The sequence below is a fragment of the Variovorax paradoxus genome, assembly GCF_029919115.1.
In the GTDB taxonomy this organism is placed as follows: domain Bacteria; phylum Pseudomonadota; class Gammaproteobacteria; order Burkholderiales; family Burkholderiaceae_C; genus Variovorax; species Variovorax paradoxus_O.
The window spans coordinates 4340109-4365838 of the sequence record NZ_CP123990.1; the positions used below are offsets into that span (position 1 = coordinate 4340109).

Here is a 25730-nt window from a genome sequence, read left to right on the forward strand (position 1 = left end):
TCAGCGGTGGCTACGCGTGCAGCACCGCGCCCTTGAGCGCTTTATCGACATCTTTTTTCGGCCCCCTCAGGGCCAGGCCCACCAGGTTGGGAGCGTCGGCGGGCTCGGCCAGAAAGGCCGCACGATTCGCCGCGTCGTGTCCCGTCTCGAACATGGCGCTGACGTAGGGCGCGCGCGCAAGGCCTCTCTTGACGGATTGCTCGTAGGCGCGAAGCAATGTTTCGGCAGAGGCCGCAAAGATGAGGATCGGTTGTGCAAGCAGCCGCGCATGAGACCGGCCGGCGGCATCGACATACGGCTCTCCAATGGCATCGGGCGCGCCGGTGGCAATGCCGGTCGCCACAAACGCCGTCACGTTCAGTTTTTGCCATACCGCAAGATCCTCCAGCACGAGAATCGCGACCTTCGTATCGAACACCATCTGCCAGTCCTTGTTTTGCTTCGGTCGCCAGGACTGTCGCAAGATCAGGTCGCCTCGTCTGGAACGTTCGTGCGAAGGTTTGTGCGAGCGCTTGTGCAACAGGCGCGGTACGCGGCCGGCGTAAGGCCGTAGGCGCGGCGAAACCAGCGGCCGAAATGGCTCTGGTCTGCAAAGCCGCAATCGGCGGCAACCAGTGCGGGCGCTTGCCCGCCCCGAAGGCGCCGCCGAGCTTCGGTAAGGCGAAGCTGCACCAGGTAGGCATGGGGCGAGGTTCCGTACGCGGCGCGAAATGCGCGTGCAAGCGTGAAGCGATCGGATGCGCCGGCCGAGCGCGCCAGCGCATCGGCGCCCGGGTCTTCTGCCATGGCCGAATGCAAGAGGTCTCGCGCGCGGTGCGCAACGAGGTTCGCGGGGGCGGCCTCCGGCTCAGCTTCTCCAACGGGCCGTCCCAGATGCGGGCAAAGTGCCGATACCACGTCGTCGAGCGCCGCGTCGCGCGCAAGCCGTTCGCGCGGGCGGCCAAGCAAGTCGCACGCACGGCGGATCGCTGCACCAAGCCGCGGATCGTCATTCAACGTCGCCCGAAAGCCGATGCCGTCGTCTCGAACCCCGCCAAGGCCCGCCTGGAGCCATTCCGCGGGCAGGTAGAGCATCGAGTAACTGAACCCGCTTTCACCGCCGGAGCGTCCGTCATGAAGCTCGCCCGGCTCGATCAGGATGATGCGACCGGCGGTGCTCATGCGCCGCGCGCCTCGGCAAAAGAAGTCCTGAAAACCGCTGTCGGTAACGCCCACGAGCCATTCGTCGTGGCGATGAGGGTCGTACGCATGGCCGACGAAACGCGCCCGCACCGCCTCGACGCCGCTCTGGCTGTCGCGCACGAGGCTTACATGGTTGGAGCGGTGGTTGTTCATTCTGGCAAGCGGGAATGCAAGGTAAATTCTGCCCCATCAAAAAACGAGCGCGGCTGCATCGGCGAGGCTCCCCCTGGATGAACGATCCGCCATGACCGACAGCAAGAACAACGACCCCGATCTCGTCTCCACCCACACGACGGCCGCCACGCATTCCGTTGCGCGCTGGGTGGCACGGCACCATGGCTTCGAGGTACAGCAGTGCCACCTGATCCGCCGCGGCCTGAACGACAACTACGCACTGCGTTCGGCCGACGGAACCCGGTATGTGGCTCGCCTGTACTCGATTCGCCCGCGGGGCGGCTTCAACGTCGATTTCGAAGTCGCGCTGCTGGCGCACCTGGCAGCCAAGGGCGTGGGGGTGGCCGCGCCGGTGGTGGCGGCAGACGGACGCGCGCACATCCAGCTGCAATTTCCTGAAGGGCTGCGTGCATTGGCCCTGTTTCACCACGCAGAGGGCACGACGCCCGACACGCTGGACGAATACGAACTGACCGGCCGCACGTTGGCGAACATCCACGAGGCCGCACGCGACTACGCAGGCCCGCCAAGCCGCTACACGCTCGATGGCCACCATCTTGCCGGCAGAACCCTGGGCTACCTGGAATCGCACCCTGAGGTGGACGCGGCGTTGTTCGACACGTACCGCCGCCTGGTGCACGAGCTTGTCGACGAACTCGCCGCGGCCGAACAAGGGCTGACGCGGGTCGTCTGCCACGGCGATACGCACGGCTTCAACAACCATGTGAACACGGACGAGTCCGGCGCCCGGAGAGCGGTGTTCTTCGATTTCGACGATGCGGGCCCGGGCTTCCTGGCGTACGACCTGAGCGTGCTGCCCTGGTCGTACATGTTCCGCAAGAATTTGAAGGAGCCCGACGATGCGTTGCGCGAGCGCTGGACGCACTACCTGCACGGCTACCGCGCCGGCGGCGGCGAAGTGAGCGAGCGCGATGCGGCAGCGCTGCCGCTTTTCGTCCAACTCAGGCACCTGTGGAACCTTGGCGAGGCGGCCGGGCGGCTGCATCACTGGGGAACGAATTCGGTGCCTTTGGACTGGCTGCGAAAGCAGCTGGAAGTGTTCGAGGCCTGGAAAAGGCTCGACCTGCGCGCCTGAAAGCGCGGGCTCAGGAAGCGCTCAAGCTCTTTCCGTCGCCGGCTGCCTGCTCGAGCGGGAGCCAGAGCGTGAAGCGGGTTCCGGCGCTGCCGGATTCCCAGTTGACAGTGCCGCCGATGGCCATTGCACGCCGCTGCTGGTTGCGCAGTCCCCGGCCTCTTCGATCCAAGGCCTCCTCCACGGCAAACCCTTCTCCGTTGTCTTCGATCATCACCCACACGCCCTGGCCGTCCGTCGCCGTGCTGAAGCGGATGGTGGTGGCCCGGGTGTGGCGCAGCACATTGGCCACGCACTCCTGCATGATGCGCAAGATGTGCAGTGCGCTGCCGGGGTTGAGCCAGGACAGCGCAGGCACTGACTGCACCTCCCAGCGCAGCGCAAGGCCGGCACTCTCGATGCGTGGTGCCAGACGAAAACGCAAGGTCGCCAGCAACAGCAGCAGGTCCGTATCGACGCTTTCCATCGAATCGATGGCCAGCTTCAGGTCGTCCATGCAGCCCTTGAGCACGCCGGAGATCTCGCTGCCGGTCATGGCGCCTTGCTCGACCGAGCGGATGGCACTGATCAACGACGACCCCAGCCCATCGTGCATGTCCTGCATGAGGCGCCGGCGCTCGGCACCGAGCATCGCCTCGTTCTCGATCACGCGCAGCCGCTGATAGCTTTGCTCCAGCTCGGTTTCGCGCGCGTGCAGCCGTTGCGCCAGGCCCTTGTTCAACCGGGCCACTTCGGCGAACGCGCCTGTGTACCGGTGGAACATGATGTACGAGAAGATGAAGAACAGGCTGATGATGGCGTAGGGAGAGGTGTACACGCTCTCCGGGCTCACCAGGTTGTTTTGCAGCAGCCCGTCATACGAGGTGAATGCGACGGCTGCCACCGCCCAGCCGGCCACCAGGCGCCCCTCGGGCAACTTGGCGCGCAATGCCTTGCGCAGGTTCACGGCAAAGATCAAAACCGCAACCGGCAGCACCGCCAGGTTGAGCAGGGGCGTGAACAGATAGAGGCTTGGCACTGCCGCAGACGCATGCGGCAGCGTCGCGACGCTGCAGGCCAGCGCCAGGGCCACCGACAAACGGGTCAGCCAGGCCGAGGGCTGCCGATGCAGGCGCTGCAAGAACAAGTGGATGAGAATGATCAGCCAGAGCAGCGAGACGACGGTGATCCATTCGAACCATTCGTCCGAAATCGGCAGATAGTCGCCGCTCACAAAATAGTGAAGCGTGCGCAGGTAGGCCAGTGCCGAGATGGCAAAGAACAGCAGGTAGAGCAATTCGCGCCTCCTGCCCAGCCACACCGCAAACGCGAATGCGCCGACTGCAAGGAATGCGGCGCTGCCCATGAACGGCAGCTGCACTTGCAGCAATTGGCGAACCTGGTAGCGCCAGCCCAGCGAATCCTGGCCGCCCACCCATACAGTCGAGAAGCCGCTGCCGCTGCTTCGCAGGCGATCGACGCGAATCAGCACCAGCGCGGGCGAAGGCGTGTTGGCTGCCGCATTCAGCGGCACAAGCAGGGGGCGGTTGTAGCCGTTGTGCACGGCGCTGCCTTGCGATTGGTAGAGCAGCACGCCGTCTCCGTACACGGCAATGCGGCCCAAGGTCTTCCAACGCGGAAGGTACAAAAGGAGCGGCTGCGCCGCCGATGGCGCCAGGCCGGCCAGGTCGATGCGATACCAATCGGTGATGGTGTTCAAACCGCCCGACGACGTGGGAACCAGTTCGCGCTCGGCCGTATGCGGCAGGCTGACCTCCTGCCATCCGTCAGCCGGGAGCCCTGCGTCCTCGATGCGTCGCGGCGGGGGTGAATAGCCGGTCCCAGGGATGGACAGCAACTCGGCCCGGGTAATGTGGACGGCGCCATCGGGCTGGGGTGCTGCTGCGTTCGCAACTGCGGGCTGCATGGCGTTTGCACATGGCGTGGTAGCCAGCGGCAAGGCAAGCCACAGCGCGGCGGCCAACCAAACCATCTGCTGACGGTTCTTGCGGTTGGGGGTGGAGTCGCGCTGCATCGGCCGAGTCTATGCGGCCGGCCGCGGCATTGTGTTTTGGGGCGCCAGGGCATGGATAGCAGCGGCGGGTTCTTACCGTTGATGTCTCGATGCACGATCAGGTAGGTTACGCAACACCTTCCACTCTTCTTGGGCCGATTCGGGCTGGGAAGCGTTGAAGGTGCTTCGCACTCAACTCCCGCGCTGACGTCCGGGTATCGGGCAGGAGCCCGTTGACTTCGATGGGCGGTTTTCGAGCGGCGCGTACGGCAGGTATGGGCCCACTTGAGACGTTGGGCTTGCTCCAAACCGGACGGTCACCAACATGAGATGTGGAACTGCTCAGCCGTTTCAGTAGGAGTACGGAGAGACCTGAACAAACGGGTCGACCTGCACCCTAAATCCGTACGGCGCTGGCGCGGTATTGTCAAAGCGGCCTGTAAACAGGTTTGCAGCTGCGAACTCAATAAACCTCCCACGCTTGTCGTTGATGACCCTAGCACCGGGACAGTCCAGCAGGCTCAGGGTGACAACCGGTTGGGATTGCGTAGAACAATAGACGCCGACCGCGACGTCGCCGCTCATCGGCCACACCGTTAGTTCTAGGCGTAGTTCGCGACGATGAACAACATAGTGAAAGGAGACTCCGTACTCCTCTTCGTCTGGAGCTACTCCCAGAAGTTCAAGGAAGTCGACTGGCTCCCACACGAGTTCTGGCATGACAAATCCTGAATCAAAAATTAGCTTGCGCCCTGCGTGGACGCACCTTCAAACGATGCGTCAGTACCTCGTCTCCATGAAGCGTCCTCGACTGCTGGGTCCTCGGAACAAAAGACGCTGATGCATGCATTCCCAGTGACGATAAGCCATTCTCTGCGCGGTTTCGCGTACCCTTGCAATTGAGACTCCTCGTCCAGCCATCCACCTTCTTCCACCTCGAGGACGTGAAAACCGCGCGGGAAGTGCACCGAAGTCCAGTATCGAGCGAGCTCGAGTTCGTCGAGAAGCCGAAATCCCGACGCGTGACGGAAGACGACATCGAGCCCTTGCACGGTGTCACCGACCAAATCGCAACTGAGCCGAATGAACAGGCCGGCGTCGTTGAAGTTCAAGCTGGCGATGTCAGACCCCCAATGGACTGGCTGGCGTTCGCCGAAGGGTTTAGCTCTTAGTTGCATGTCGATTTTAGGGATAGCGTTCCCAGTCCATGTTGCCATCATCACTGGTTCCGCAAAAGGCCCAAGACTCACGCGCGCTGGCCCCAGAAAATGATCCTTCTATTTGTCGAAATATCCTCCACGATTCGTTCTGGTCTTCTTGATCTTGAGGCACGTCGAAGATCTTCAGATGGGCCGAAAGTTCTGGTAGCCAGTCTTCAGCTGAGCCCACCATTCCTCCGATATCTGAAGTATCGAAGTGAACGTAGTCAGAAGAATTTTGACTGAGCATGGACTGAAATGCGTTCAGCCATGCGCGATCCAGCGTAGGGAAGTGGGAGACAAGCCAGCTTTCACGAGAAGCAAGCATTTCTATCGCGTCGAGCCGTCGCTTGACCAGATAGGGCCAGGCCTCTCCGTTCTCGTCTGCGGTGAGAACCGCCAGATCCCTTTGTTCATACATAGCAAGCCAAAAGAGGGGCAGGTGATATCTTGATTGAAGGTACGGCTCGTTGAAATCGGGCAAGGCGCCAGTCGCTGGCGGTAAGGGCGAATCAGTGAAATAGAGGCTGGAGTACGCGGCCATGAATCTGAACTCACGTGTCTTTTGCAAATGGATCTGGGTAGCACCAAATGACTGCTGTTGGCCGCATCCTCCCACATCTGCACCGCCGCCCTCGAGGAACCGAACGTCGAACTAGTCGATGTATCCGGCTTCTTTCAGATAGTGCGCAATCAGGGCATCTAAGTCCTCGTCCGAAACCTCAAACCCACCTCCCAGATTCAACCACCGGCGTATGGCAATAAAGGCGCCTGGACTAATGTTGGGGTACTCAAGGCCGAGTATGTTGTCTAGCGCCCGAGCGTCGAGCGAGTCATCGGCTCCCATCAAAGATTTGAAGAGCGCCGAGGCAGGCCTTCCCAATACAAGAGACTCCAACATTTGCATGAACCTCAAAGAAGGGGCGAAAGGCGCGTGACCACGTCAAAGGCCGTCGTTGGAAGGCAGATGCGGGTGACCGCTTGTGGCCGACTGCAGCCGGTCGTCGCCTCGGCGCTTCGGACCCTGAGCAGTCTTTCCGTTTGCTCCAATCCAGCCATATCATGGCTTCCATGACATATCCCATCGAGGGCGGATGCGGTTGCGCTTACATCCGCTATCGCCTGGCTAAAGCACCGATGATCGTGCATTGCTGTCACTGCCGTTGGTGCCAACGCGAGTCTGGTGCCGCTTTCGCACTCAACGCAATGTATGAGGCCGACGAGGTCGTGAACCTTGCAGGGGACGCCGACGTGGTGAACACACCCTCCGCAAGCGGTTCTGGACAGCAGATCGCCCGGTGCCCAAAGTGCCGTGTTGCGATCTGGAGCCACTACGCAGGTTCCGGTCCGGTAACGAAGTTTGTTCGCGTTGGAACGCTCGACAATCCCGATTTGATGGCGCCAGATGTTCATATATTCACCGGCACGAAGCAGCCCTGGGTCATCATTCCGTCAAACGTGCCAGCCTTCGCCGAGTTCTACGAGCGCGAAGCAGTTTGGTCCGCCGAAGCATTGGCCCGACGCCTGCAGCTCATGCCGCAGATCGAGGCCTACCAGGCGGCGCTGAGATGAACCTCCGCCGGCGCCAGAGGACCGCTCTTGGCCGACCGTTGCCGGTCGCGCCTTGTAGCTTTGAAGCCCGAAGCAGCGGTCGCGACACCCCTGAGCGGTCAATCGCCCGATCACGCAAGCGCCATCGCCTCCACCTCGACCTTGAACCCGAAGTGCAGCGGCCCGGTCGGCACGATGGCCCTGGCCGGGCGCGATGGTCCGGCCCACTGCGCATAGATGCTGTCGAACGCCGGCCAGTTGGCGATGTCGTCGAGGTAGACCCTCACCTGCAGCAGCTTGTCGATGCCTGAGCCCGCGGCCAGCAAGGCGGCCTGCACGTTCGCCAGCGCCTGCGCCGCCTGGACTTCGAACGCCGCATCGGCCAGGCGCTCGCCCTGTGGGGTGATCGGCAGTTGCCCGGCGATGAAGACCAGGCCGCCGCCCACGGCGGCATGGCTGTAGTGGCCGCCCGGCCTGGCCAGGGCGGGCGTTGCGACATGGACCGGGCCCGACCTATTGCGTGGTTCAGCGGCGTTCTCACCAGCCATGGAAGCGCTCCCAGGTTTGCACCGTGCCGTCCGCGGCCAGCGCCTGGTAGGCGGGAAACTGCGCACCGGTCGCGCAGGCATGGTTGGGCAGTATCCGCAACCGGGTTCCGGCCGGGAAGCGCGCCACGATGTCCGGGTCCGCGGCGCCTTCGCGCGACAGAATGCCGTGCTCCTGGTTGGCGGCCGACAGCAGGTAGCCCTCGATCGGCGTCCCGTCCACGGTGCAAACCTGGCCATAGCCGTAGTCGCGCTGCTGCTTGCCCGTGCCCCGGTCGCGGCTCATGGCCATCCAGCCGGCATCGACGATGGCCCAGCCCTTGTCGGCCTGGTGCCCGATGACGGTGGTGAGCACGCTCAGCGCGATGTCGTCAACGCTGCAGACGCCCACGTTGCGCATCACCAGGTCGAAGAAGACATAGACCCCGGCGCGCAGTTCGGTCACGCCCTCTAGCGAGGCGGCTTCCAGCGCCGTGGGCGTGGAGCCTACCGACACGATGGGGCACGGCAGGCCCGCGGCGCGCAGGCGCTGCGCAGCCTGTACGCAGCCGGCGCGTTCCTGCTCGGCCAAGGCGGCCAGGGCTTCGGGCGTGTGCAGTTCGTAGCTGGAGCCCGCATGCGTGAGCACGCCGGCCAGGCGCATGCCGCCCCCGTGCAGCGCGCGGCCAACCTCGAGCAGCAGGTCCTCGCCCGGCTTGATGCCGGAGCGGTGGCCGTCGGTGTCGATCTCGATGAGCACCTCGAAGACGTGGCCGTGCGCACGGCCGTATTCGGCGATGGCCCGCGCACCCTCGACGCTGTCGGTCAGGATCTGCAGCGCGCAGCCGCGCTGGCGCAGCTCCAGCGCATGCGCCAGCCGGTGCGGCGCCATGCCGACGGCATAGAGGATGTCGGTCACGCCGCGGGCGAAGAACTGGTCGGCCTCCTTCAGCGTCGATACCGTGATGCCCGCCGCACCTGCGGCAAGTTGGGCCGCGACCACATCGGCGCATTTGCTGGTCTTCACGTGCGGGCGGAAGCGCACGCCCAACGCATTGGCCTGCTGCTGCATGCGCGCGATGTTCCGCTGCATGCGCTGAAGCGACACGATCGCTGCGGGGGTGTCGATCTCGGCAAGATGATTTGGGGGGGGTTTCTGCATGTGTTCTCTCGGATCAGTCCAGGTATTGGCCCTTGGCCTTGAGGGCCGGCACGTCGTCGCGGATGCCGCGCGCGATGAGCGCGGTGACGGCCGCGGGCGTTGCATCGGCGGGTGCGGGCAAGTCGACACCCAGCCCTTCCATCTGCTTGCGAAGCGCCGGATCGGCCACTGCCTGCTGCAGCGCGCCGGTCAGCTTGGCAAGCACGGGCTGCGGGGTGCCGCGCGGGGCGAAGAAGGCATTCCAGGAACGCACGTCCAGGGCATGGCCAGCTTCCGCCGCGGTGGCTGCACGCGGCAGCTGCGCGAGGCGCGTGCCCGACAGCACGGCGACGGCCTTGATGCGCTCACCGGCGATCTGCGGCAGCGCAGTGGTGGTCTGGTCGCACATGAAGTCGGTCTGCCCGCCCATCAGGTCGTTGATTGCCGGCGCAACTCCCTTGTAGGGCACGTGCGTGGCGTTCTGGCCGAGGGAAGACAGCAACAGCACGCAGCCATAGTGCGAAATGGATCCCACGCCCGCGCTTCCGTAGGAGGCCTTGTCCTTGTGCTTCGCCAGCCAGGCGCTGAACTCGCGCAGATCGTTCGCCGGCAGGTCGGCGCGGGCCAGCAGCAGCATCGGTGCCGCGCCCGCGGGCCCGATGGGCGCGAAATCGGCGACGGGGTCATAAGCCAGCTTTTTGTACAGCGCAAGGTTGGCCACGTGCGTGCCGATGCCTCCGAACGAGATGGTGTAGCCATCGGCGGCGGCCTTGGTCGCCTTGGTCAGGCCGATGACGCCGTTCGCGCCACCGAGGTTCTCGATGACGATAGGCTGGCCCAGCGGAGCGGCCATCTTCTGTGCGACAGCGCGGGCCAGTGCATCGCTGGGGCCGCCGGCCGGGAAGGGAACGATCAGGGTGACCGGGCGGTTCGGATACGCCTCTGCGAAGGCGCCGGACACGGCCAGCAAGCCGGCACAAAGGGAAGCAAGGCTGCCGGCCAGGCGAAGGGAGCGGATCATGGGCAGGTCCTGGAGTGGTGGGTTGAATCAGGAAGCGGCCGGTCGGAAGCCGCGCAGCCATGGCAGCGCGTCATTGAGCGTGGGCGACTCGACCTCCGCCGGCGGCGCGCCTTCGGGCCGGGCGAGGCCGACGCGGTTGTGCCAGTACGTCCGCAGGCCCACGCTGGCGGTGCCGAACATGTCGTAGCCTGAACCGGCAACGAAGGCTGCCTCGGCCGGCTGCACGTCCAGGCGCTCCAGGGCGAGCCGGTAGGGCCTCGGATCGGGCTTGTAGAAGCCCGCCTCCTCGGAGGTCACGACCACGTCCCAGTCGATTCCCAGGCGCTCGGCGGCACGCTGGCCCAGGCGCCGCGAGCAGTTGGTCACCACGGCCAGCTTGCAGTGAGGCTGCAGCGCCCGCAGCAGCTCGGTGGCGCCGCTCCATGCGGGCAGCTCGTCCCAATGGTCGTCCAGCGACTGCGGGGCGCTCGCGGGCAACCCCACGGTGGCGGCGGCCTGCCGCACCAGGTCTTCGTAGGGCACGTAGGCGCCGCAGCCATAGGTCAACCGCAGGTATTCGGCGCGCCAGGCACGGCCCATCTGCTCGGAGCCCGCAGCCGCGTTCCAGACGGTCCACGAGTCGAGCAGCGCAGTAAGCAGGTCGAACAGCACGGCCCGGGGATAGCGCCCGGCGTCGGCGGCAATGGGAGTCGAAGTGTTTTGCATGGCGCTCACTGTAGGTGTGCCAAGGCGCTTTCGTGCTTCACTCTTTCGTCATCAATAGTTAAGCTTTGCTGAATGATGCAGATCGAAGACCTTCGCTTGGCTGCCGCGCTGCTGCGCGAGAGCTCGCTCAGTGCGGCTGCGCGCTCGCTCGGTGTCACGCCGCCCGCGCTGTCGATGCGCTTGCGCAAGCTCGAGGCCTCGCTGGGCCTGGTGCTGGCCAACCGCACGTCGCGCAAGCTGCACCTGACCTCGGAAGGCGAACGGTTCGGGCGCGAGGCCTATGAACTCCTGCTGAAGTTCGACGGCCTGCGCGAATCCCTGCAGCGCGACGACCGGCGCCTGAGCGGAACGCTGCGGGTGGCCGCCTCCTTCGGCTATGGCCGCACGCATGTCGCGCCGTGGCTGTCCCGTTTCTCCCGCCTGCATCCGGCCCTGCGGCTGCAACTGGACCTGCGCGAAACTCCGTGGCCCGACAAGCACGATTCCGACGCGGTGGTGCACGTGGGCACGGTGCGCGACTCGTCCTGGGTGGCCCATACGCTCGCTTCCAACGAACGCTGGCTGTGCGCGAGCCCCGGCTACCTGCGCGAGCACGGCACGCCCCGCAACCCGGCGGACCTGGCCTACCACGCCTGCATCTGCATCCGCGAGAACGACGAGGACGTGACGCTGTGGCACATGCGGCCCGCGGGCAGCGGCGCCCGCAAGAGCGAGACGCTGCGCATCAACCCGGCGTTCGTCAGCAACGACGGCAGCGTGGCGCGCCAGTGGGCCGAGGATGGCCTGGGTATCGTGCTTCGTTCCCAATGGGACGCCGCCGAAGCGCTGGCCGCCGGCCGGCTCGAGCGCGTGATGGCCGACTGGGAATTTGGCGCCGCGCCGGTGGTGGTGCTCGTGCCCACGCGCAAGGGCCGCAGCGCGCGGGTGCAGGCGCTGGTCAGTTTCCTGGTGGAGGCGGCGGGTCGATCGGACGGGCGGGGCGCCGGGTCGCAGCCGTGAATCGGCGGGCAGTGAGCGAAGACCAGGCATTTGTCCAGGCACAGCAAGATTACCGCTCCCCCATCCGACAGGGCGCTGCGGCCAACATCCGCGCTGCGCGCAGGAATGCCACCGGGCCGACCCAACTGGCGTTCCAGTTGCCCGCGACCGGCACTTGGCGCTTGTGCGCGATCACCATCTCTCGCTTTGGCACCACGAGGATGTACTGGCCACGTATGCCCCAAGCCATGTACGCACCGTTCAGCGGCGAGCCTTCTGGCTCTTCAAGCAGCCACCACAGATACCCATATCCGAAGCCGCGCCTTGCCGTGTGCGGCGGATGCATCTGTGCAGCGGGCGTGGTCTGGTGCGTCATTTGTTCGACCCAGCCGGCCGGCACGAGTTGCTGGCCGCGCCAATCGCCATGACGCAGCATCAAGTAACCCAGGCGTGCCATGTCACGCGTGGACAGATAGAAGGGGTAAGCCAAGTGCTGCGAGCGCTGCGCATCGCCGCTGCGTGCGTGGCGGGCCAGCTCAAAATCTTCCAGCTGCAGCGGCGCGGCGAGCTCGTCCGCGAAAGCCTGATAGATGTCTCGCCCCGTCAGGCTCGGGCGCTACCGACCAGGAGGCTCCCGGGAAGACCACTGGCGCTGCAGGCGTTGCGCAAGCGCACCCGAAGGGCAGAAGCAGCGTGACGACACATGCGCGGCACAGTAGCCATGCCGGCCCGGAGCAGGCCCGCCTTGCGGGTTTCTTGCCGAAGGATTGGACGAACTGCCGCTCCTGGCCGTGAGGAGGCGTCCTGGTGATCGTCGTCCTCATGCCGCGAGCTCAGCAGTGCTGAACGAATGTCGTGAAGGCGTCCTTCGCCGGGTCATGGAAGACATACACCGCCGCCTCGTCATGAAAGTAGTCGGCGACAGGAATCTGCCCCAGGAAGACCAAAGGGCCAGCATCTCCGATGGGCCACGCTGGAGACTGCAACCAGCGCGGGGGCTGCTTGGCGTACTTGAACAGCTCCAGGATTCTCTGACGCAGCCATGCCTTTCTCTGTTTGGGAGGCAGGCACGGCGCGGCATCGAGCAACGAGGCAATGAACTTGACGTCCGCGTCGAGCCAGCGCGGCTGGGCATCGAGCAGCAGCGCATATTCCGCGGTTGCGGCCGCGGGAATCGCCGCCTTCACTCCGTGCTTCTGAAGCAACGAGACCAATACGTCCTTTGCGCTGAGCACGTCGCCTGGGTCGCTGAGGTTCAGTCCAATCAGGTAGTGGAATAGCGTAATCCCCGTTTGGCAAAATCGGGGAGCGCTCTCCTCCGAGAGCAACGTTTCAATGTCCGGATCGTTGTAGAGCTGTTGCTCGAACTCAGGCACCGGGGTTTTTCCAGAGACGAAGTCGCTCAGCCGTTGCAGGGCTTCAGTTGATGGAGGCATTCTCGAAGGCTTCTAGATTGGCATGCGCCGCAAACGACCGATCCTGGCCGACTGTAGCCGGTCACGGCCTTGGCGCTTGGGGCCCTTGTTCGACGCAGTCTGTCTCCGGCTGCTCCACTAGGCACACTCATACGGTTCGGGCATAGGCCCTACATAGCGCCCACGCGGGCGAATGACTTGCGCCACGCCCAGCTGCTCGAGGCTGTGCGCCAGCAGCCCCACGCTGCGCGCCGTTGCGAACAGGCCGAAGGCCGCATCGGCCGGCAGCCGATGGTGCGCCGCAAGCGCGGCCAGCGCCACGTCGATGTTGGGCTGCAGCCCGGTCAGCTTGGTCACCTTGTCGATAAAGCGCGCGATGACCTTCGGCGGATCGAACAGGGCCAGCAACGCGGCCGCGCGCGGATCGCCGTCGGGATAGAGATGGTGGCCGAACCCGGCGGGGGACAGGCCGTTCGCCAGGTAGTGCGCCAGCACATGGTCTTCCCCCAGCCGCTCCACCTCGCTGAACAGCGCCCGCACGCGCCCCGAGGCATCGCCATGCAAGGGGCCGGAGAGCGTGGTCAATCCCGCCAGCAGGCATGCGGGCAATGATGCGCCGGTCGAAGCGGCAATGCGCGCGGCAAACGCCGAGCTGGTGAGCTCGTGGTCGGCGAGCAGCACCAGCGCGGTTCTCAGCAATTCGGCCACCTTGGCCGGCTGCTTCCAGCCTTTCGCAAAGCGCAGATGCAGCGGTTCGGCGCCTGAAGTGGCGCCGAACGCATGGGCCAGCCGGCCCACGAGGCCTTGCGCCTCGGCATGCAGCACCCGCGTGAGGCGCCCCCCGGTGGAATGGCCTGCGGCCGCCAGGCCTGCCAGCGCCGTAAAGGCTGCGTCGCGGCCCGGCTTTCCGGCGCGCACCGGCGCCGGGCACGAGAAATCGACCGCGCGCCCGGCGTCCCACAACAGCTGGGCCGCATCTTCGAGCGTGGCCGTGCGGGCCAGCGCCACGGCATCGCGCCCCCTGTAGTACGGCCGCCCGCGGGAGAACGAACAAAGCGCCGTCGGAATGCTCGGCTCCGAGCCGAACAGCGTGTTGGCGGCCAGCGTCTCGTGCTTGCGCCCGGCCTGCTTGCGCTTGGCCAACGCAGCCACGTCTTCGGCGCGGTAGAGCCGGCGCCGCGTATCGGCGGGGTCGGGCATGACTTCCAGCTTGCCGCGGCTCACGTACGCGTAGAGCGTCTGGGCCTGCACGCCCAGGCGGTTGCACGCCTCGTTCATCGAAATCCAGGAAGCCATCGCGGTGCCGCTCCGAGTCAATTTATATTGATTATATGTATCAATATTGACTCATATGTCAATCCATTAATAGCATGCGTCCGACGCCTGGCCCTTCCGGCCGACGTGAAACGAACAGCGAAATGAAACCCCAAGTCCTCCAGCTCAATCCGATCCTCATTCCCGCGATCAACGACAAGCTCGCGTCGCTCTATGCCGTGCACAAGCACTTCGAACTGCCAGACCCCCAGGGCTGGCTGCGTCAACATGGCGCATCGATCGATGCGGTGATCACCGGCGGGCACACAGGCATCTCGCGGGCCCTGCTGGAGCAGCTGCCAAGCCTGAAGGTGGTGGCCATCAACGGCGTCGGCACCGACGCGGTCGACCTGGCGTACTGCCGCGAACGCGCGCTGCCCGTCACGGCCACGCTGGGCGCGCTCACGCAAGACGTGGCCGACCTGGCCATCGGGCTGCTCATTGCGGCGTGCCGGAACCTGTGCGCGGGCGACCGTTTTGTGCGCGACGGCCTGTGGGAGCTTCATCCCCAGCCCAGCGCCATTCCGCTCGCGCGGCGCTTCAGCGGCATGCGCGTCGGCATCGTCGGGATGGGCCGCGTGGGCCGCGCCGTGGCCGTACGGGCGGCTGCCTTCGGTTGCGCCATTGCCTACACCGACCTGCGCGCAATGGACGATGTCGTGCACCGTTTTGTGCCGGACCTGTTGGACCTGGCCCGCGAATCCGACGCGCTGGTGCTGTGCGCGGCTGCGGACAGTGCCGAAGGCATTGTCGATGCGGCCGTGCTCGAGGCGCTGGGGCCGCGCGGCTTCCTGGTGAATGTGGCTCGCGGCCGCCTCGTCAACGAAGCCGACCTGACGCAGGCCCTGGCCGAGGGCCGCATCGCGGGTGCGGGCCTTGACGTCTTCGTCGACGAACCACGCGTGCCGCAGGCGCTGCGCCAGTCCGGCCGCACCACGCTGCAGGCGCACCGCGCAAGCGCCACGTGGGAGACCCGCACCGCCATGGGCGAGATGGTGCTGGCGAGCATCGCCCAGGCCCTCTCGGGCGAGCGCCCGGCCATGAGCCTGACCACCTGAGCGCCTGAGCACCTGAGCACTTGCACTCGCGGCAAAGCGACCGCATTCAAAACAAATGAAGGAGACACACCCTTGTTCACTCGACGCCTTGCGATCCCCCTCGCCCTCCCCTTCGCCCTCGCGCTCTGCGCGATGCACCTGCCCGGCTTTGCGCAGACCTTCCCTTCCCGCCCCGTGACGCTCGTGGTTCCGTTCCCGCCGGGCGGCGGCACGGACACCGGCGGCCGAGTCATCGCCGAGCAGTTGGGCCGGCGCTGGAACCAGCCCGTCATTGTCGAGAACAGGGGCGGCGCCGCCGGGCAGATCGGCGCCGACTACGTCGCCAAGGCCAAGCCGGACGGCTACACGCTGCTCCTGGGCAACATCGGCACGCAGGCGATCAATCCTCTGCTGTATGCCAAGCTGCCCTACGACGCCGACAAGGCCTTTGCGCCGGTGTCCCTGGTGGCCGAGCTGCCGCTCGCGATGATGGTGCATCCGTCGGTGCCTGCGAAGACCGCGGCCGAGTTCGTGGCGCTGGCCAAGTCGAAACCGGGCCAGATGAGCTACAGCAGCTCGGGCGCCGGGGGCGCACCGCACCTGGCCGCCGAGATGTTCAAGGACCAGACGGGCTCCTTCATCCTGCATGTGCCCTACCGCGGCGGCGGCCCGGCCATTGCCGACCTGCTCGCAGGCCATGTGCAGCTGTCGTTCATGACCGTGCTGGAGGCCTCCGGCCACATCAAGGCGGGCAAGCTGCGTGCACTGGCCGTGACCGGCGACAAGCGCGTGCCCGCGTTCCCCGACGTTCCCACACTGGCCGAAGGCGCAGCGCCGGGCTTCAACGCGATCTCCTGGATCGGGCTGCTGGCCCCAGCGGGCACGCCACAGGACGTGGTCGACCGCGTTGCGGCCGATGTGCGCGCCGTGCTCGCGGACGAATCGGTCAAGGCACGTTTCATCGGCCTGGGCGGCGTGCCGCGTGCCACCACGCCGCAGGAGTTCGCCAGGCTCATCGGCGACGACAGAAGCCGCTACGCCCAGATCATCCGCAGCCGCAAGATCACCATCGAGTGAACGCGCGAGCCGCCTTTCACAACAAGAGCCCCCCCGATAAGGAGACATTCATGCAGCTCGCTTCCCTGTTCAAGATCCTTGCCGTCTCGGCATCGCTGGCCGCCGTGCCCGCCGTGGCATTGGCACAGGCCGCCTACCCGGCCCGCGCCATCAAGATCATCGTGCCCGCCCCGCCCGGCGGCGCCATCGACACCATTGCCCGCGTGGTCGGCGACAAGCTCGCGGTGTCGATGGGGCAGCCGGTGATCGTCGACAACCGGCCCGGCGCATCCAACAACCTCGGCACCGACGCGCTCGCCAAATCGGCGCCCGACGGCTACACCATCGGCATCGTGGGCGGCAGCCACAACACGAACAAGTTCCTGTTCAAGAACCTCGGCTGGGACCCTGAGAAAAGCTTCGAGCCGATCGTCTACACGCACGAGGTTCCGCTGGTGTTCGCCATTTACCCGCAGCTTCCCGCCAAGACGCTGCCCGAGCTCGTGGCATGGATGAAGGCCCATCCGGACGAGGCCAAGGTCGCCACTTCCGGCCGCGGCAGCGCGCAAGAGATGGCGGCCGAAATGTTCCGCATGGCAAGCGGCTCACCGATGCTGCTGGTCCCCTACAAGGGCTCCTCCGCTGCGCATCCGGACCTGCTGGCCGGACGCACCGCGCTCTTCATCGACACCATCAGCGCCATCCAGCCGCAAGTGAAGGCCGGCAATGTGCGCGCGGTGGCCGTATCGACGCGCAAGCGGACGCAGTCGCTGCCCGACGTGCCGACCGCGGACGAACAGGGATTCAAGGGCTACGACGCCAACACGAACGGCGGGTTCCTGGCGCCCGCGGGCACGCCCAAGGCGATCGTCGAAAAGCTCAATGCCGAAATCAACGCAGCGCTGAAGCTGCCCGATGTTCGAACCAAGCTGCAAGCTGCCGGCATAGAGATCCAGGGCGGAACACCGCAGGAATACGCCGCGGTGATCAAGGCTGACCTGGCCAAGTGGGGCAAGGTGGTCAAGGAGGCGGGCATCCAGCCGGAATGAGCCCGGAGGCGAATGAGCTCCGGCACAACCGGAGCTCATTCGCAGAGCTTGCTCGATCCAGCGTGCGAGCCGCCCCCGGCTACGCGAGAAGTGTCGAGTCGGCCGATCGAGCTCTCAAAAGACCCCGAATACCTTCAACAGGATGATGACGCCAATGGGCACGCCGCATAGCCAAAGGATGATGCTTTTCATGTGACTTTTCCTTGGTGGTGGGTATGCAGCCACCGTAGCCAGCGCCACCTCGGCGGGCGCAGGGAAAAAGCGACCCTTGCGGTAGGAAAATCTCCGCGCCAGTGATCGCCGACAGGGCACTGCGGCTATGTGCCGCGCACGTGCCATCACTCTTGTAGAGCATCGACCAGAAAGTCGACCATCAGCCGCACCTTCGCGCTGAGATGCCGACGGCTCGCATAAATCGCCAGGATGTCGACAGGCGGCATGTGATAACCGGGCATGACCTCCACTAGCCGGCCGGCCTGCACATCTTTGCCAATCACGAAGCTCGGCTGCCAGATGACGCCGGCACCGGCAATCGCCGCGGCGCGGGCGGTCTCGCCATTGTTGGCGCGCAAGGCCCACCGCACCCGCACGGACTCCAGGGTTCCGCCGGGGCCGGCAAACTGCCACTCGTCGGATGTCGCACCGTACGTGTAGCCCAGGCAAAGGTGCCTGGCAAGGTCTGCCGGCACCTGGGGCATGCCGTGGGCCGCAAGGTAGGCGGGCGAGGCGCAGACCAGGTTCGGCGAGCGGCCCAGGCGGCGTGCGATATGGCTGCCCGATGTGGTGCGCGAGATGCGGATGGCCAGGTCGTAGCCCTCTTCGACGATGTCGACCACGCGGTCGATGAGCGCGATGTCGAGCTCGACGTCCGGGTACTTTGCAATGAACTTCGGCCACAACGGCGCCAGCACGAGGCTGCCAAAGCTCAACGGCGCGTTGATGCGCAGGCGCCCCCGAGGCTGCAATGACGCGGTGGTGGCCAGGGCCTCGGTCTCCGCCACTTCTTCAAGAATCGATTTCGCCCGGTCGAAAAGCGCTTCACCGCCTTCGGTGAGCGACAGGCGGCGCGACGTGCGGTTGATGAGCCGCGTGCGCAGATGCGCCTCCAGCTCGTTGATGTAGCGCGTCACGTTGGCCGGCGAGGTGTCCAGCGCGTCGGCCGCCTTGGTGAAACTGCCCCGCGCCACCACGGTGACGAATACCTCGTACGCACGCAACCGGTCCATGAGCGGCAATTCCAATCATTCATGAAAGCTGAATGAGTAAACCACTTTTGGGCTCTTTCTGGAAGTGAAGCTGAACCATAAATTCACTGCATCCCAGAAACCAACAGAGAAGGAAGTTCGCCATGACCGCAACCCGTTTCAACCCCGCCACGCCCTCTGCTCCCAACCGCCGCGACTTGCTTGCCGGCGCAGTCGCCGTCGGCGCCGCCCTGACGTTGGGCGGCGCCGCACACGCGGCACCCGCCGCCGACGCGGTGCCCGGCTTCCGTTCGGGCAGCGCCGAAGTGAACGGCACCCGCATCCACTACCGCATAGGGGGCAGCGGGCCGGTTGTGGTGCTGCTGCATGGCTACGCCGAGACCGGGCACATGTGGAACCCGCTGATGCCGCTCCTGGCAAGGACGCACACGGTGGTCGTGCCCGATCTTCGGGGGGCCGGCAATTCCTCGAAGCCCGAGACGGGCTATGGCAAGAAGAACATGGCTGTGGACATCCACGAGCTTGTGCGCTCGCTCGGCATTCGCAGCGTCAGCATCGTCGGGCACGACATCGGCCTGATGGTGGCCTACGCGTATGCCGCCCAGTTTCCTTCGGAGACCGACAAGGTGGTGCTCATGGACGCCTTCCTCCCCGGGATCGGCGAATGGCAGAACGTGTGGCTCCTGCGCGACCTGTGGCATTTTCATTTCCACGGTGCAACGCCGCTGGCGCTTGTAAAAGGACGCGAGCGCATCTATTTCGAGCACTTCTGGAACGACTTTGCGGCCGACCCCAAGCACTCGGTGCCCGAAGCCGACCGCCAGTTCTACGCCAGGGCCTATGCGCAACCCGGCGGCATGCGTGCAGGGTTTGAATATTTCAAGGCCTTCGAGCAGGATGCGGCCGAGTTCGCCGAACTGGGCAAGACGCCACTGCCCATGCCGATGCTGGTGCTCTCCGGTGAAAAGGCCGGCGGAACCTTTCTGATCGAGCAGGGAAAGATGGTCGCAACCAATGTGCAGGGCGTCATCGTCAAAGGCTCCGGGCACTGGTTGATGGAAGAGGCACCGGAGCAGGTCATTCCGGCATTGGTCAACTTCCTCGGCTGACGGGGAACTGCCCCGAACTCGCTGCCCGCGGGTGGCACGAACAACAGAACTCGGCGAACATGAACGCTGAACCAACCCAGGAGAACCCACATGGACCTGCAACTACACGGAAAGCTCGCGCTGGTGAGCGGAAGCACCGCCGGCATCGGCTACGCAATTGCGCGCACGCTGGCCCAGGAGGGCGCAAGCGTGATCGTGAACGGCAGATCGCAGGCAGCGGTCGACGAGGCGGCGGAGCGCATCCGTTCGGAAACGCAAGGCACGGTGCTCGGCTATGCCGGCGACCTGAGCCGGGCAGATGCCGCCGAGGAAGCCGTGCGTCGTCATCCCGGCATCGGCATCCTGGTGAACAACCTGGGCATCTTCGAGGCGAAGGCTTTCGAAGATATTCCCGATGAAGACTGGCAGCGCTTCTTCGACGTCAACGTGCTGAGCGGCGTTCGCCTCGCACGGCTGGTACTGCCGGAAATGAAGCGCGCCAATTGGGGAAGGATCATCTTCATCTCGAGTGAGAGCGCCGTGCAGATACCGACCGAGATGATCCACTACGGCACGACGAAGACCGCGCAACTGGCGGTGTCGCGCGGCCTTGCCGAATCGCTCGCCGGAACGAACATCACCGTGAACAGCGTGCTTCCGGGTCCAACCAGATCGCGCGGCGTCGGCGACTTCGTGGAAGGCATGGCACGCTCGAGCGACAAGAGCTTCGAGCAGGTAGAGGCAGAGTTCTTCGACCACGTTCGCCCGACCTCGCTCATCAAGCGCTTCGCCTCGCCGCAGGAGGTGGCCTCGCTCGTGGCCTACGTGGCAAGTCCGCTCGCCTCGGCGACGACGGGTGCGGCGCTTCGCGTCGACGGCGGCGTCGTCAAGAGCGCCTTCTGACGAACGCGCGATCCATGGACGGCGCGGGTCCAGAATCCAGTGCCTATGGAACTCCGATCGCTGCGCTACTTCATCGCCGTGCTGGAAGCCGGCAGTCTTTCGCGCGCGGCGGGTGCGCTGTACGTGGCGCAACCCGCGCTCACCGCTCAGATCAAGAAGCTTGAGGAAGAGCTTGGCACGCAGCTCTTCGAGCGTTCGCACGTCGGCGTCACGCCCACGGCGGCAGGGCTGCAGCTGTATCACGACGCGCGCAAGCTGCTGTCCGACGCCAGCGCAATGCGCGAGCGCCTGCAGCGCACGCCCGATGGGCCCGAAGGCTCGGTCACGGTGGCGGTACCGTTCCTGCTCGCCTCGCTGCTGCTCGGGCCGGTGCTGGCGCGGCTCAAGCAAACGCATCCACGCATTCGCGTGTTCGTCATCGACGACCTGAGCCTGATGGTGCGCAAGGCCATGGTCGAGCGTCGCGCGGACATCGGCATTCTGGTGGACAGCGACGAAGTGAACGGGCTCGACGTGCAACCGCTTGCGCGAGAGGCGATGTTCGTCTGCGGCCACGACGCCGACGGCGAGGTTGCAGCCATGACCGTGCAGCCCGCCGCCGGTGCATCGAAGAAGCGCAAGGCGGCTGCGGTGCCCCGGCTCGAGATGCCCTTCGCCCGGGCGGCCGGCCTGCCGTTGGTGCTGCAATCGCGCCGCTTCAGCATTCGCGCGCAGGTCGAGCGCGCCGCATCGGACCTGGGCCTGGAGCTCAACATTGCACACGAGCACGATTCCGCCCGCGTGATCCGTTCGCTCTACCTGGCGGGCGCGGGCTTCACCTTTTCGCCCGCCTGCGCGCTGGGCGATGCGCCAGCGGGCGGCAGGCAGTGGCTGGTGGCGCGCGTGGTGCAGCCCGACCTGACGCGCTCCTACTTTCTTGCGACCCCATCGGCGCGCGAGCCCGACCCCGCGACCCGGGCGGTGATGACCGTGCTGGTCGAAGAGACCCGCCGCATGATCGCATCGGGCCGCTGGGAGGCCGAGTTCCTGCTGGGAGAAAAGTCGGCGCCGGCAGCGCCGGCCAGGCCATAGCGCCGGGCGTTCCGGTCCGGCGGGGCCATCAACGCTTTTGATGGCCGCGCATCAGCAATCGGTATTTGTTGTTGCGCACCTTCCGCTGCCAAAGTCGTCTCCATCCCGTGCCGTGGCGCGGACATACAGCCAGGAGACAACTTGCAAACCACAGCCCCCGGGGTCGCCAACGTCGGCGAGCTCACGTCCCGTGCCGCACGCATTCACGCGAAGCGGCTTGCCGTTACCAGCGCGCAGCGCTCGGTCACCTACCAGGAACTCGATCAGCGCTCCAACCGCCTGGCCAACGCGCTGTGCGGCCTGGGCTTGCAGCGCGGCGACCGCGTGGGCGTGTACCTGCCGAACTGCATCGAAATCGTCGAGCTCGAACTGGCGTGCTACAAGGCCGCGCTGGTGAAGGCGCCCATCAACGCCCGGCTGGCGCCAGTCGAGGTGGCCGAGGTCATCGCGAACAGCGAGGCGACGCTGATCGTCACCACCGCTGAACGCGCCGAGAGCTTTCTGCCGCAGCTCAAGGGCGCGCCGCGCCTGCTGCTGCTCGATGCCGCGGAGGGCTCTCCCGCTTCATACGAAGGCGTGCTCTCTCGCGCCAGCGACCGGTTCACCCCAGCGCGGGTGAGCGCCGACGAGCTTGCGGTGCTGCACTACACCTCGGGCTCCAGCGGCGTGCTCAAGGCCGCAATGCAGACCTTCGGCAACCGGCTCGCGCAACTGCGCAAGTTTTTGATGCGCGCCGACAGTCTGCAGCCCGGCGACCTGCTGGGGCTGGTGGGGCCGATCACGCATGCATCGGGCATGCAACTGGTGCCGGCGCTGTGCAGCGGCGCCACGATCCGGCTTTTCAGCGGCTTCGATCCCGGCCGCTTCATTGCGGAGATGAATCGCGAACGCGTGACCCACACCTTCATGGTGCCGACCATGATCAACATGCTGCTGGCCGAGGTGCAGGGCCGCTACCGCCCATTGCCCGACCTGCGGCGCCTGGGCTACGGCGCCGCGCCGATGGCGCCGGCCCGCATCATGCAGGCCATGGACGTGTTCGGCCCGGTGCTCTCGCAAGGCTATGGCGCAGGGGAAACGACCTCGGGCGTGTGCGGCCTGAGCGTTGAAGACCACCTGTTCGCGAGGGCCGCCATGCCCGAACGGCTGGCGTCGTGCGGACGGCCGTTTCTCGAGTCGCAGGTGGACATCGTGGACGACGAAGGCCAGCCCGTGGCCACCGGCGAGATCGGCGAGATCGTGGTGGGCGGCGCCGATGTCTTTGCGGGCTACTGGCGTGCACCCGAGCTCACGGCCGAAGTGCTGAAGAACGGCCGCTACCACACAGGCGACCTGGCACGCGCGGACGACGACGGCTATATCTACATTGTCGACCGCAAGAAGGACATGGTGATCAGCGGAGGCTTCAACGTGTACCCGTCGGAGGTGGAGGCGGTGCTGTACCAGCACGCAGCGGTCGATGAAGCGTGCGTGTTCAGCGTGCCCGACGACAAGTGGGGCGAGGCCGTGGCCGCGCACATCGTGCTGAAGGCCGGAGCGGCTGCGGATGCTGCGGCGCTCGATGCCTTCTGCGCCGAACGGCTGGCGGGCTTCAAGCGGCCGCGCCGCATCGAGTTTGTCGAGGCGCTGCAGAAGAACGCCAACGGAAAAATCGCGCGCAAGGTCATCCAGCAGCCGTACTGGGCGGGCCACGATCGCCGCGTGAACTAAGGAGCCGCGCAACCATGACAACGCAAGCCATTGAATCCGGGCCCACAAGTGCAGCCACCGCTGCTTCCAGCGTGCGCTCCCCGCTGTTCGACGGGCCTTTCGAAGGTTCGGAACAGGCGGCCGAACTGATTGTGCGCATCGGTGATTTCATCAACGGCGAGTTGGCCGCACTGGTGCGAGAGGAAGGCATCGACCATGAGCACGGCGCCGGCAAGGCGACGTTGCAGCGCGTGTGGCGCCGCTCGCATGAACTGGGCTTCTACGGCATGACGCTGCCCACGAAGATGGGCGGCCTCGGGCTCTCGCTGCTCGACCACGTGCTGATCAAGGAATCGATCTACGCGAGCGGCTCTCCCCTGGCACCGCATGTGTTCGGCGAACTCAGCGGCCCGCCGCGCGTGGGTGCGCTGGCGCGCTACGCCACGCCGATGCAGCTTGCCAATTTCATCGTGCCGGTGGCACAGGCTGAAAAGGCCATCTGCTTCGCGCTCACCGAGGCCGAGGCCGGCTCGGACCCCGGCGCGCTGCAGACGCAGGCACGCCTGGAGGGCGACACCTACGTCATCAACGGGCGCAAGCGCTTCATCTCGGGCTCGCCCTTCGCGGACTACGCGGTGCTGATGGCGTCCACGTCGGACAGCCCCGAACGGCGCGAGATCTCGGCCTTCTTCGTCGACCTGCGGCAGGACGGCGTGGAGGTGAAGGCCGGCTACAAGACCATGGCCGGGCAGTCGACCACCGGCGACATCCTGCTGACCGATTGCCGTGTGCCCGCTGCCAACCTCATTGGCGAGCCGGGCCGCGGATTGGCACTGGCGCTGGGCCGTATTACCGTGAACCGGCTGCTGCATTGCCCCGGCATGGTGGGCCTGGCCACGGTGGCCCTGAAGGACGCCCGTGACTACGCGCGCACGCGCCGCCAGTTCGGCCGGCCCATCGCGCAGTTCCAGGCCATCCAGCATTCGCTGGCCGACATGGCCACGCAACTGGCGGCGGCGCGCGCGCTGATGATCTCGACCGCGCGCCAGCTCGACGCAGGCGGCGACGCGCGGGCCGATGCGTCGATGGCGAAGCTCTTCTGCTCGGAAGCGGCCTTTCGCATTGCCGACGCGGCGGTGCAGATCCATGGCGGGGAAGGCATCGTGCAGGGCCGGCGGGTGGAGTTCCTGTTTCGCATGCTGCGCATGTACCGCGTGCTCACCGGCACCAGCGAGATACAGAAGAACATCATCGCGCGCGAGCTGCTCGGCGAGGCGCCGTAGGCCGGCCCGCACCAATCGCAAAACAGAATGATCCGGAGACAAGCGAAATTGAACAACGAACCTGCCGATCGCATCGACCAATCACGCCGCGCGCTCTGCCGCGCACTGGCTGCATCGCCCCTGCTGCCGCTCGCAAGCATCGCAAAGGCCGCCGACCCATGGCCCAGCCGCCCCATCAAGTGGGTGGTGCCCTACCTGGCCGGCACCGGCCCCGACACCGGCGCGCGCATCCTTGCTGAGGCGGCCAGCCGCTTGCTTGGCCAGCCGGTCATCATCGAAAACAAGGGCGGCGCCGCCGGCAACATTGGCGCGCGCCAGGTGGCCCGTGCCGCCCCCGACGGGTACACCTGGATCTACTCCGCCGCGCCCATGGCGGCCAACGTGCTGATGTACCGCAGCCCCGGCTACGACGTGATGAAGGACTTCCGCCATGTCATGCGGCTCACCACGTCGGACGTGCTGCTGGTGGTCAACCCGGCATCGGGCATCGAGACGCTGCAGGACTTGGTCGCCAAGGCGCGTGCCGCCCCCGGCAAGCTCGACTACGCCTCCGGCGGCGTGGGCACGCCCTCGCACCTTGGCGTGGAGCTGTTCCTGAACGCCGCCGGCGTCAGCGCCACGCATGTGCCGTACAAGGGCGCGTCGGAACTGGTCAACGCGGTGCTGGGCGGGCAGGTGAGCTTTGGCATGCCCATCTTTGCGGTGGCCTTCCCGCAGGTGAAGGCCGGCAAGCTCAAGGCCCTGGGCGTTGCCGGCACCCGGCGCAATGCCAGCCTGCCCGACGTGCCCACGCTGGCCGAGCAAGGCCTGCAGGGCGTGGAGCTGACGTCATGGGGCGGACTCTCGCTGCCCGCGGGCACGCCCGACCCTATTGCGGCGCGTGTCTACGAGGTCTTCAGCCAGATGCTCAAAGACCCCCAGGTGATCGCGTCGTTGACCGAACTGGGCAGCCAGGTTTCGCCTACGACACCCGAGGGTTATCTGCAGGTTATCCGGCATGAAGTCGAGCTGACAGGGCAGATGATGAAGAGCGCCAGGATCTCGCCGCTTTAGAGCCGC

The 25730-nt window shown here is 65.8% G+C and carries 26 protein-coding genes; 13 read left to right on the top strand and 13 right to left on the bottom strand.

Annotated features, from left to right (window positions below; all coding sequences use genetic code 11):
• Positions 1-10: 10 nt before the first annotated feature.
• Both QHG62_RS20920 and QHG62_RS20925 read right to left on the bottom strand, forming a co-directional pair.
• Entirely contained in the window at positions 11-418 is a 408-nt protein-coding gene (locus QHG62_RS20920; protein WP_281151737.1) for a DUF2000 family protein, read from the bottom strand.
• Between the two features lie 47 nt (positions 419-465).
• A complete protein-coding gene (locus QHG62_RS20925; protein WP_281147585.1) occupies positions 466-1335 on the bottom strand; it encodes an AraC family transcriptional regulator in 870 nt (289 codons plus the stop codon).
• A 91-nt stretch (positions 1336-1426) separates the two neighbouring features.
• Between QHG62_RS20925 and QHG62_RS20930 the strand changes: the two genes are divergently transcribed.
• A complete protein-coding gene (locus tag QHG62_RS20930; protein ID WP_281147586.1) occupies positions 1427-2452 on the top strand; it encodes a phosphotransferase enzyme family protein in 1026 nt (341 codons plus the stop codon).
• Positions 2453-2462: 10 nt separating this feature from the next.
• Here QHG62_RS20930 and QHG62_RS20935 read toward each other — a convergent pair whose 3' ends face one another.
• Together QHG62_RS20935 and QHG62_RS20940 are read right to left on the bottom strand one after the other, a co-directional pair.
• Entirely contained in the window at positions 2463-4463 is a 2001-nt protein-coding gene (locus QHG62_RS20935; RefSeq protein WP_281147587.1) for a sensor histidine kinase, read from the bottom strand.
• 330 nt (positions 4464-4793) lie between these two features.
• Entirely contained in the window at positions 4794-5162 is a 369-nt protein-coding gene (locus QHG62_RS20940) for a hypothetical protein (RefSeq protein WP_281147588.1), read from the bottom strand.
• 179 nt (positions 5163-5341) lie between these two features.
• Between QHG62_RS20940 and QHG62_RS20945 the strand changes: the two genes are divergently transcribed.
• On the top strand, positions 5342-5614 hold the full coding sequence (locus QHG62_RS20945) for a hypothetical protein (RefSeq protein WP_281147589.1): 273 nt from the start codon (positions 5342-5344) through the stop codon (positions 5612-5614).
• A 13-nt stretch (positions 5615-5627) separates the two neighbouring features.
• Here QHG62_RS20945 and QHG62_RS20950 read toward each other — a convergent pair whose 3' ends face one another.
• The gene (locus tag QHG62_RS20950; RefSeq protein WP_281147590.1) at positions 5628-6185 is read right to left on the bottom strand and encodes a hypothetical protein; all 558 of its coding nucleotides are present in this window, start codon (positions 6183-6185) and stop codon (positions 5628-5630) included.
• A 527-nt stretch (positions 6186-6712) separates the two neighbouring features.
• Here QHG62_RS20950 and QHG62_RS20955 point away from each other — a divergent pair.
• Complete coding sequence (locus QHG62_RS20955) at positions 6713-7213, top strand: GFA family protein (protein WP_281147591.1); 501 nt, start codon at positions 6713-6715, stop codon at positions 7211-7213.
• A 110-nt stretch (positions 7214-7323) separates the two neighbouring features.
• Here QHG62_RS20955 and QHG62_RS20960 read toward each other — a convergent pair whose 3' ends face one another.
• Genes QHG62_RS20960 through QHG62_RS20975 form a run of 4 tightly spaced genes read right to left on the bottom strand, consistent with a single transcriptional unit; the run spans position 7324 to position 10583 of the window.
• Positions 7324-7740 carry a RidA family protein gene (locus tag QHG62_RS20960; protein WP_281147592.1) on the bottom strand — a complete coding sequence of 139 codons (417 nt, stop codon included), beginning with the start codon at positions 7738-7740 and terminating at the stop codon, positions 7324-7326.
• The gene (locus QHG62_RS20965; protein ID WP_281147593.1) at positions 7730-8878 is read right to left on the bottom strand and encodes a DSD1 family PLP-dependent enzyme; all 1149 of its coding nucleotides are present in this window, start codon (positions 8876-8878) and stop codon (positions 7730-7732) included. The genes QHG62_RS20960 and QHG62_RS20965 overlap by 11 nt, the downstream gene beginning before the upstream one ends.
• Positions 8879-8891: 13 nt before the next feature.
• Positions 8892-9878, bottom strand: a complete 987-nt coding sequence (locus QHG62_RS20970; RefSeq protein WP_281147594.1) for a tripartite tricarboxylate transporter substrate-binding protein — start codon at positions 9876-9878, stop codon at positions 8892-8894.
• Positions 9879-9905: 27 nt separating this feature from the next.
• The gene (locus QHG62_RS20975) at positions 9906-10583 is read right to left on the bottom strand and encodes an HAD family hydrolase (RefSeq protein ID WP_281147595.1); all 678 of its coding nucleotides are present in this window, start codon (positions 10581-10583) and stop codon (positions 9906-9908) included.
• A gap of 72 nt (positions 10584-10655) precedes the next feature.
• Here QHG62_RS20975 and QHG62_RS20980 point away from each other — a divergent pair, with 72 nt between their 5' ends.
• Positions 10656-11582 (top strand): LysR family transcriptional regulator, encoded by a 927-nt coding sequence (locus QHG62_RS20980; protein ID WP_281147596.1) that lies wholly within the window; start codon positions 10656-10658, stop codon positions 11580-11582.
• Positions 11583-11631: 49 nt separating this feature from the next.
• On the opposite strand, the gene QHG62_RS20985 is transcribed toward QHG62_RS20980, so the two are convergent.
• From QHG62_RS20985 to QHG62_RS20995, 3 genes are all read right to left on the bottom strand, one after another.
• The gene (locus QHG62_RS20985; protein WP_281151739.1) at positions 11632-12168 is read right to left on the bottom strand and encodes a serine hydrolase; all 537 of its coding nucleotides are present in this window, start codon (positions 12166-12168) and stop codon (positions 11632-11634) included.
• A 226-nt stretch (positions 12169-12394) separates the two neighbouring features.
• Positions 12395-12997, bottom strand: a complete 603-nt coding sequence (locus tag QHG62_RS20990; RefSeq protein WP_281147597.1) for a hypothetical protein — start codon at positions 12995-12997, stop codon at positions 12395-12397.
• A 117-nt stretch (positions 12998-13114) separates the two neighbouring features.
• Positions 13115-14272, bottom strand: coding sequence for a citrate synthase family protein (locus QHG62_RS20995; protein WP_281147598.1), 1158 nt, complete (start codon positions 14270-14272; stop codon positions 13115-13117).
• A 122-nt stretch (positions 14273-14394) separates the two neighbouring features.
• Between QHG62_RS20995 and QHG62_RS21000 the strand changes: the two genes are divergently transcribed.
• The 3 genes from QHG62_RS21000 to QHG62_RS21010 all read left to right on the top strand — a co-directional run bounded on the left by QHG62_RS21000 (position 14395) and on the right by QHG62_RS21010 (position 17432).
• Positions 14395-15348 carry a 2-hydroxyacid dehydrogenase gene (locus QHG62_RS21000; protein WP_281147599.1) on the top strand — a complete coding sequence of 318 codons (954 nt, stop codon included), beginning with the start codon at positions 14395-14397 and terminating at the stop codon, positions 15346-15348.
• A gap of 72 nt (positions 15349-15420) precedes the next feature.
• Positions 15421-16404, top strand: a complete 984-nt coding sequence (locus QHG62_RS21005) for a Bug family tripartite tricarboxylate transporter substrate binding protein (protein WP_432445549.1) — start codon at positions 15421-15423, stop codon at positions 16402-16404.
• A 50-nt stretch (positions 16405-16454) separates the two neighbouring features.
• The gene (locus QHG62_RS21010) at positions 16455-17432 is read left to right on the top strand and encodes a Bug family tripartite tricarboxylate transporter substrate binding protein (RefSeq protein ID WP_281147600.1); all 978 of its coding nucleotides are present in this window, start codon (positions 16455-16457) and stop codon (positions 17430-17432) included.
• Positions 17433-17770: 338 nt separating this feature from the next.
• Here QHG62_RS21010 and QHG62_RS21015 read toward each other — a convergent pair whose 3' ends face one another.
• Entirely contained in the window at positions 17771-18658 is an 888-nt protein-coding gene (locus tag QHG62_RS21015; protein WP_281147601.1) for a LysR family transcriptional regulator, read from the bottom strand.
• Between the two features lie 122 nt (positions 18659-18780).
• Between QHG62_RS21015 and QHG62_RS21020 the strand changes: the two genes are divergently transcribed.
• The 6 genes from QHG62_RS21020 (at position 18781) to QHG62_RS21045 (ending at position 25724) form a co-directional block, all read left to right on the top strand.
• On the top strand, positions 18781-19746 hold the full coding sequence (locus QHG62_RS21020; RefSeq protein WP_281147602.1) for an alpha/beta fold hydrolase: 966 nt from the start codon (positions 18781-18783) through the stop codon (positions 19744-19746).
• Between the two features lie 90 nt (positions 19747-19836).
• Entirely contained in the window at positions 19837-20628 is a 792-nt protein-coding gene (locus QHG62_RS21025; RefSeq protein WP_281147603.1) for an SDR family NAD(P)-dependent oxidoreductase, read from the top strand.
• 45 nt (positions 20629-20673) lie between these two features.
• Positions 20674-21699: a LysR family transcriptional regulator gene (locus QHG62_RS21030; RefSeq protein ID WP_281147604.1), complete on the top strand. Its 1026-nt coding sequence runs from the start codon at positions 20674-20676 to the stop codon at positions 21697-21699.
• 141 nt (positions 21700-21840) lie between these two features.
• Positions 21841-23409 (top strand): AMP-binding protein, encoded by a 1569-nt coding sequence (locus QHG62_RS21035; RefSeq protein ID WP_281147605.1) that lies wholly within the window; start codon positions 21841-21843, stop codon positions 23407-23409.
• A 14-nt stretch (positions 23410-23423) separates the two neighbouring features.
• The gene (locus QHG62_RS21040) at positions 23424-24671 is read left to right on the top strand and encodes an acyl-CoA dehydrogenase family protein (RefSeq protein ID WP_281147606.1); all 1248 of its coding nucleotides are present in this window, start codon (positions 23424-23426) and stop codon (positions 24669-24671) included.
• 27 nt (positions 24672-24698) lie between these two features.
• A complete protein-coding gene (locus tag QHG62_RS21045) occupies positions 24699-25724 on the top strand; it encodes a Bug family tripartite tricarboxylate transporter substrate binding protein (RefSeq protein WP_432445550.1) in 1026 nt (341 codons plus the stop codon).
• Positions 25725-25730 lie beyond the last annotated feature (6 nt).

What these genes read in the sequence shown, in the direction of transcription:
- QHG62_RS21010 (WP_281147600.1), top strand. Translation starts at nt 16,455, where the DNA reads ATGCAGCTCGCTTCCCTGTTCAAGATCCTTGCCGTCTCGGCATCGCTG.
- QHG62_RS21015 (WP_281147601.1), bottom strand. Translation starts at nt 18,658, where the DNA reads ATGGACCGGTTGCGTGCGTACGAGGTATTCGTCACCGTGGTGGCGCGG.
- QHG62_RS20930 (WP_281147586.1), top strand. Translation starts at nt 1,427, where the DNA reads ATGACCGACAGCAAGAACAACGACCCCGATCTCGTCTCCACCCACACG.
- QHG62_RS20975 (WP_281147595.1), bottom strand. Translation starts at nt 10,583, where the DNA reads ATGCAAAACACTTCGACTCCCATTGCCGCCGACGCCGGGCGCTATCCC.
- QHG62_RS20970 (WP_281147594.1), bottom strand. Translation starts at nt 9,878, where the DNA reads ATGATCCGCTCCCTTCGCCTGGCCGGCAGCCTTGCTTCCCTTTGTGCC.
- QHG62_RS20955 (WP_281147591.1), top strand. Translation starts at nt 6,713, where the DNA reads ATGACATATCCCATCGAGGGCGGATGCGGTTGCGCTTACATCCGCTAT.
- QHG62_RS21045 (WP_432445550.1), top strand. Translation starts at nt 24,699, where the DNA reads ATGATCCGGAGACAAGCGAAATTGAACAACGAACCTGCCGATCGCATC.
- QHG62_RS20990 (WP_281147597.1), bottom strand. Translation starts at nt 12,997, where the DNA reads ATGCCTCCATCAACTGAAGCCCTGCAACGGCTGAGCGACTTCGTCTCT.
- QHG62_RS20935 (WP_281147587.1), bottom strand. Translation starts at nt 4,463, where the DNA reads ATGCAGCGCGACTCCACCCCCAACCGCAAGAACCGTCAGCAGATGGTT.
- QHG62_RS20940 (WP_281147588.1), bottom strand. Translation starts at nt 5,162, where the DNA reads ATGCCAGAACTCGTGTGGGAGCCAGTCGACTTCCTTGAACTTCTGGGA.
- QHG62_RS20995 (WP_281147598.1), bottom strand. Translation starts at nt 14,272, where the DNA reads ATGGCTTCCTGGATTTCGATGAACGAGGCGTGCAACCGCCTGGGCGTG.
- QHG62_RS21000 (WP_281147599.1), top strand. Translation starts at nt 14,395, where the DNA reads ATGAAACCCCAAGTCCTCCAGCTCAATCCGATCCTCATTCCCGCGATC.
- QHG62_RS21030 (WP_281147604.1), top strand. Translation starts at nt 20,674, where the DNA reads ATGGAACTCCGATCGCTGCGCTACTTCATCGCCGTGCTGGAAGCCGGC.
- QHG62_RS21020 (WP_281147602.1), top strand. Translation starts at nt 18,781, where the DNA reads ATGACCGCAACCCGTTTCAACCCCGCCACGCCCTCTGCTCCCAACCGC.
- QHG62_RS21040 (WP_281147606.1), top strand. Translation starts at nt 23,424, where the DNA reads ATGACAACGCAAGCCATTGAATCCGGGCCCACAAGTGCAGCCACCGCT.
- QHG62_RS20950 (WP_281147590.1), bottom strand. Translation starts at nt 6,185, where the DNA reads ATGGCCGCGTACTCCAGCCTCTATTTCACTGATTCGCCCTTACCGCCA.
- QHG62_RS20965 (WP_281147593.1), bottom strand. Translation starts at nt 8,878, where the DNA reads ATGCAGAAACCCCCCCCAAATCATCTTGCCGAGATCGACACCCCCGCA.
- QHG62_RS21025 (WP_281147603.1), top strand. Translation starts at nt 19,837, where the DNA reads ATGGACCTGCAACTACACGGAAAGCTCGCGCTGGTGAGCGGAAGCACC.
- QHG62_RS20960 (WP_281147592.1), bottom strand. Translation starts at nt 7,740, where the DNA reads ATGGCTGGTGAGAACGCCGCTGAACCACGCAATAGGTCGGGCCCGGTC.
- QHG62_RS20980 (WP_281147596.1), top strand. Translation starts at nt 10,656, where the DNA reads ATGATGCAGATCGAAGACCTTCGCTTGGCTGCCGCGCTGCTGCGCGAG.
- QHG62_RS20925 (WP_281147585.1), bottom strand. Translation starts at nt 1,335, where the DNA reads ATGAACAACCACCGCTCCAACCATGTAAGCCTCGTGCGCGACAGCCAG.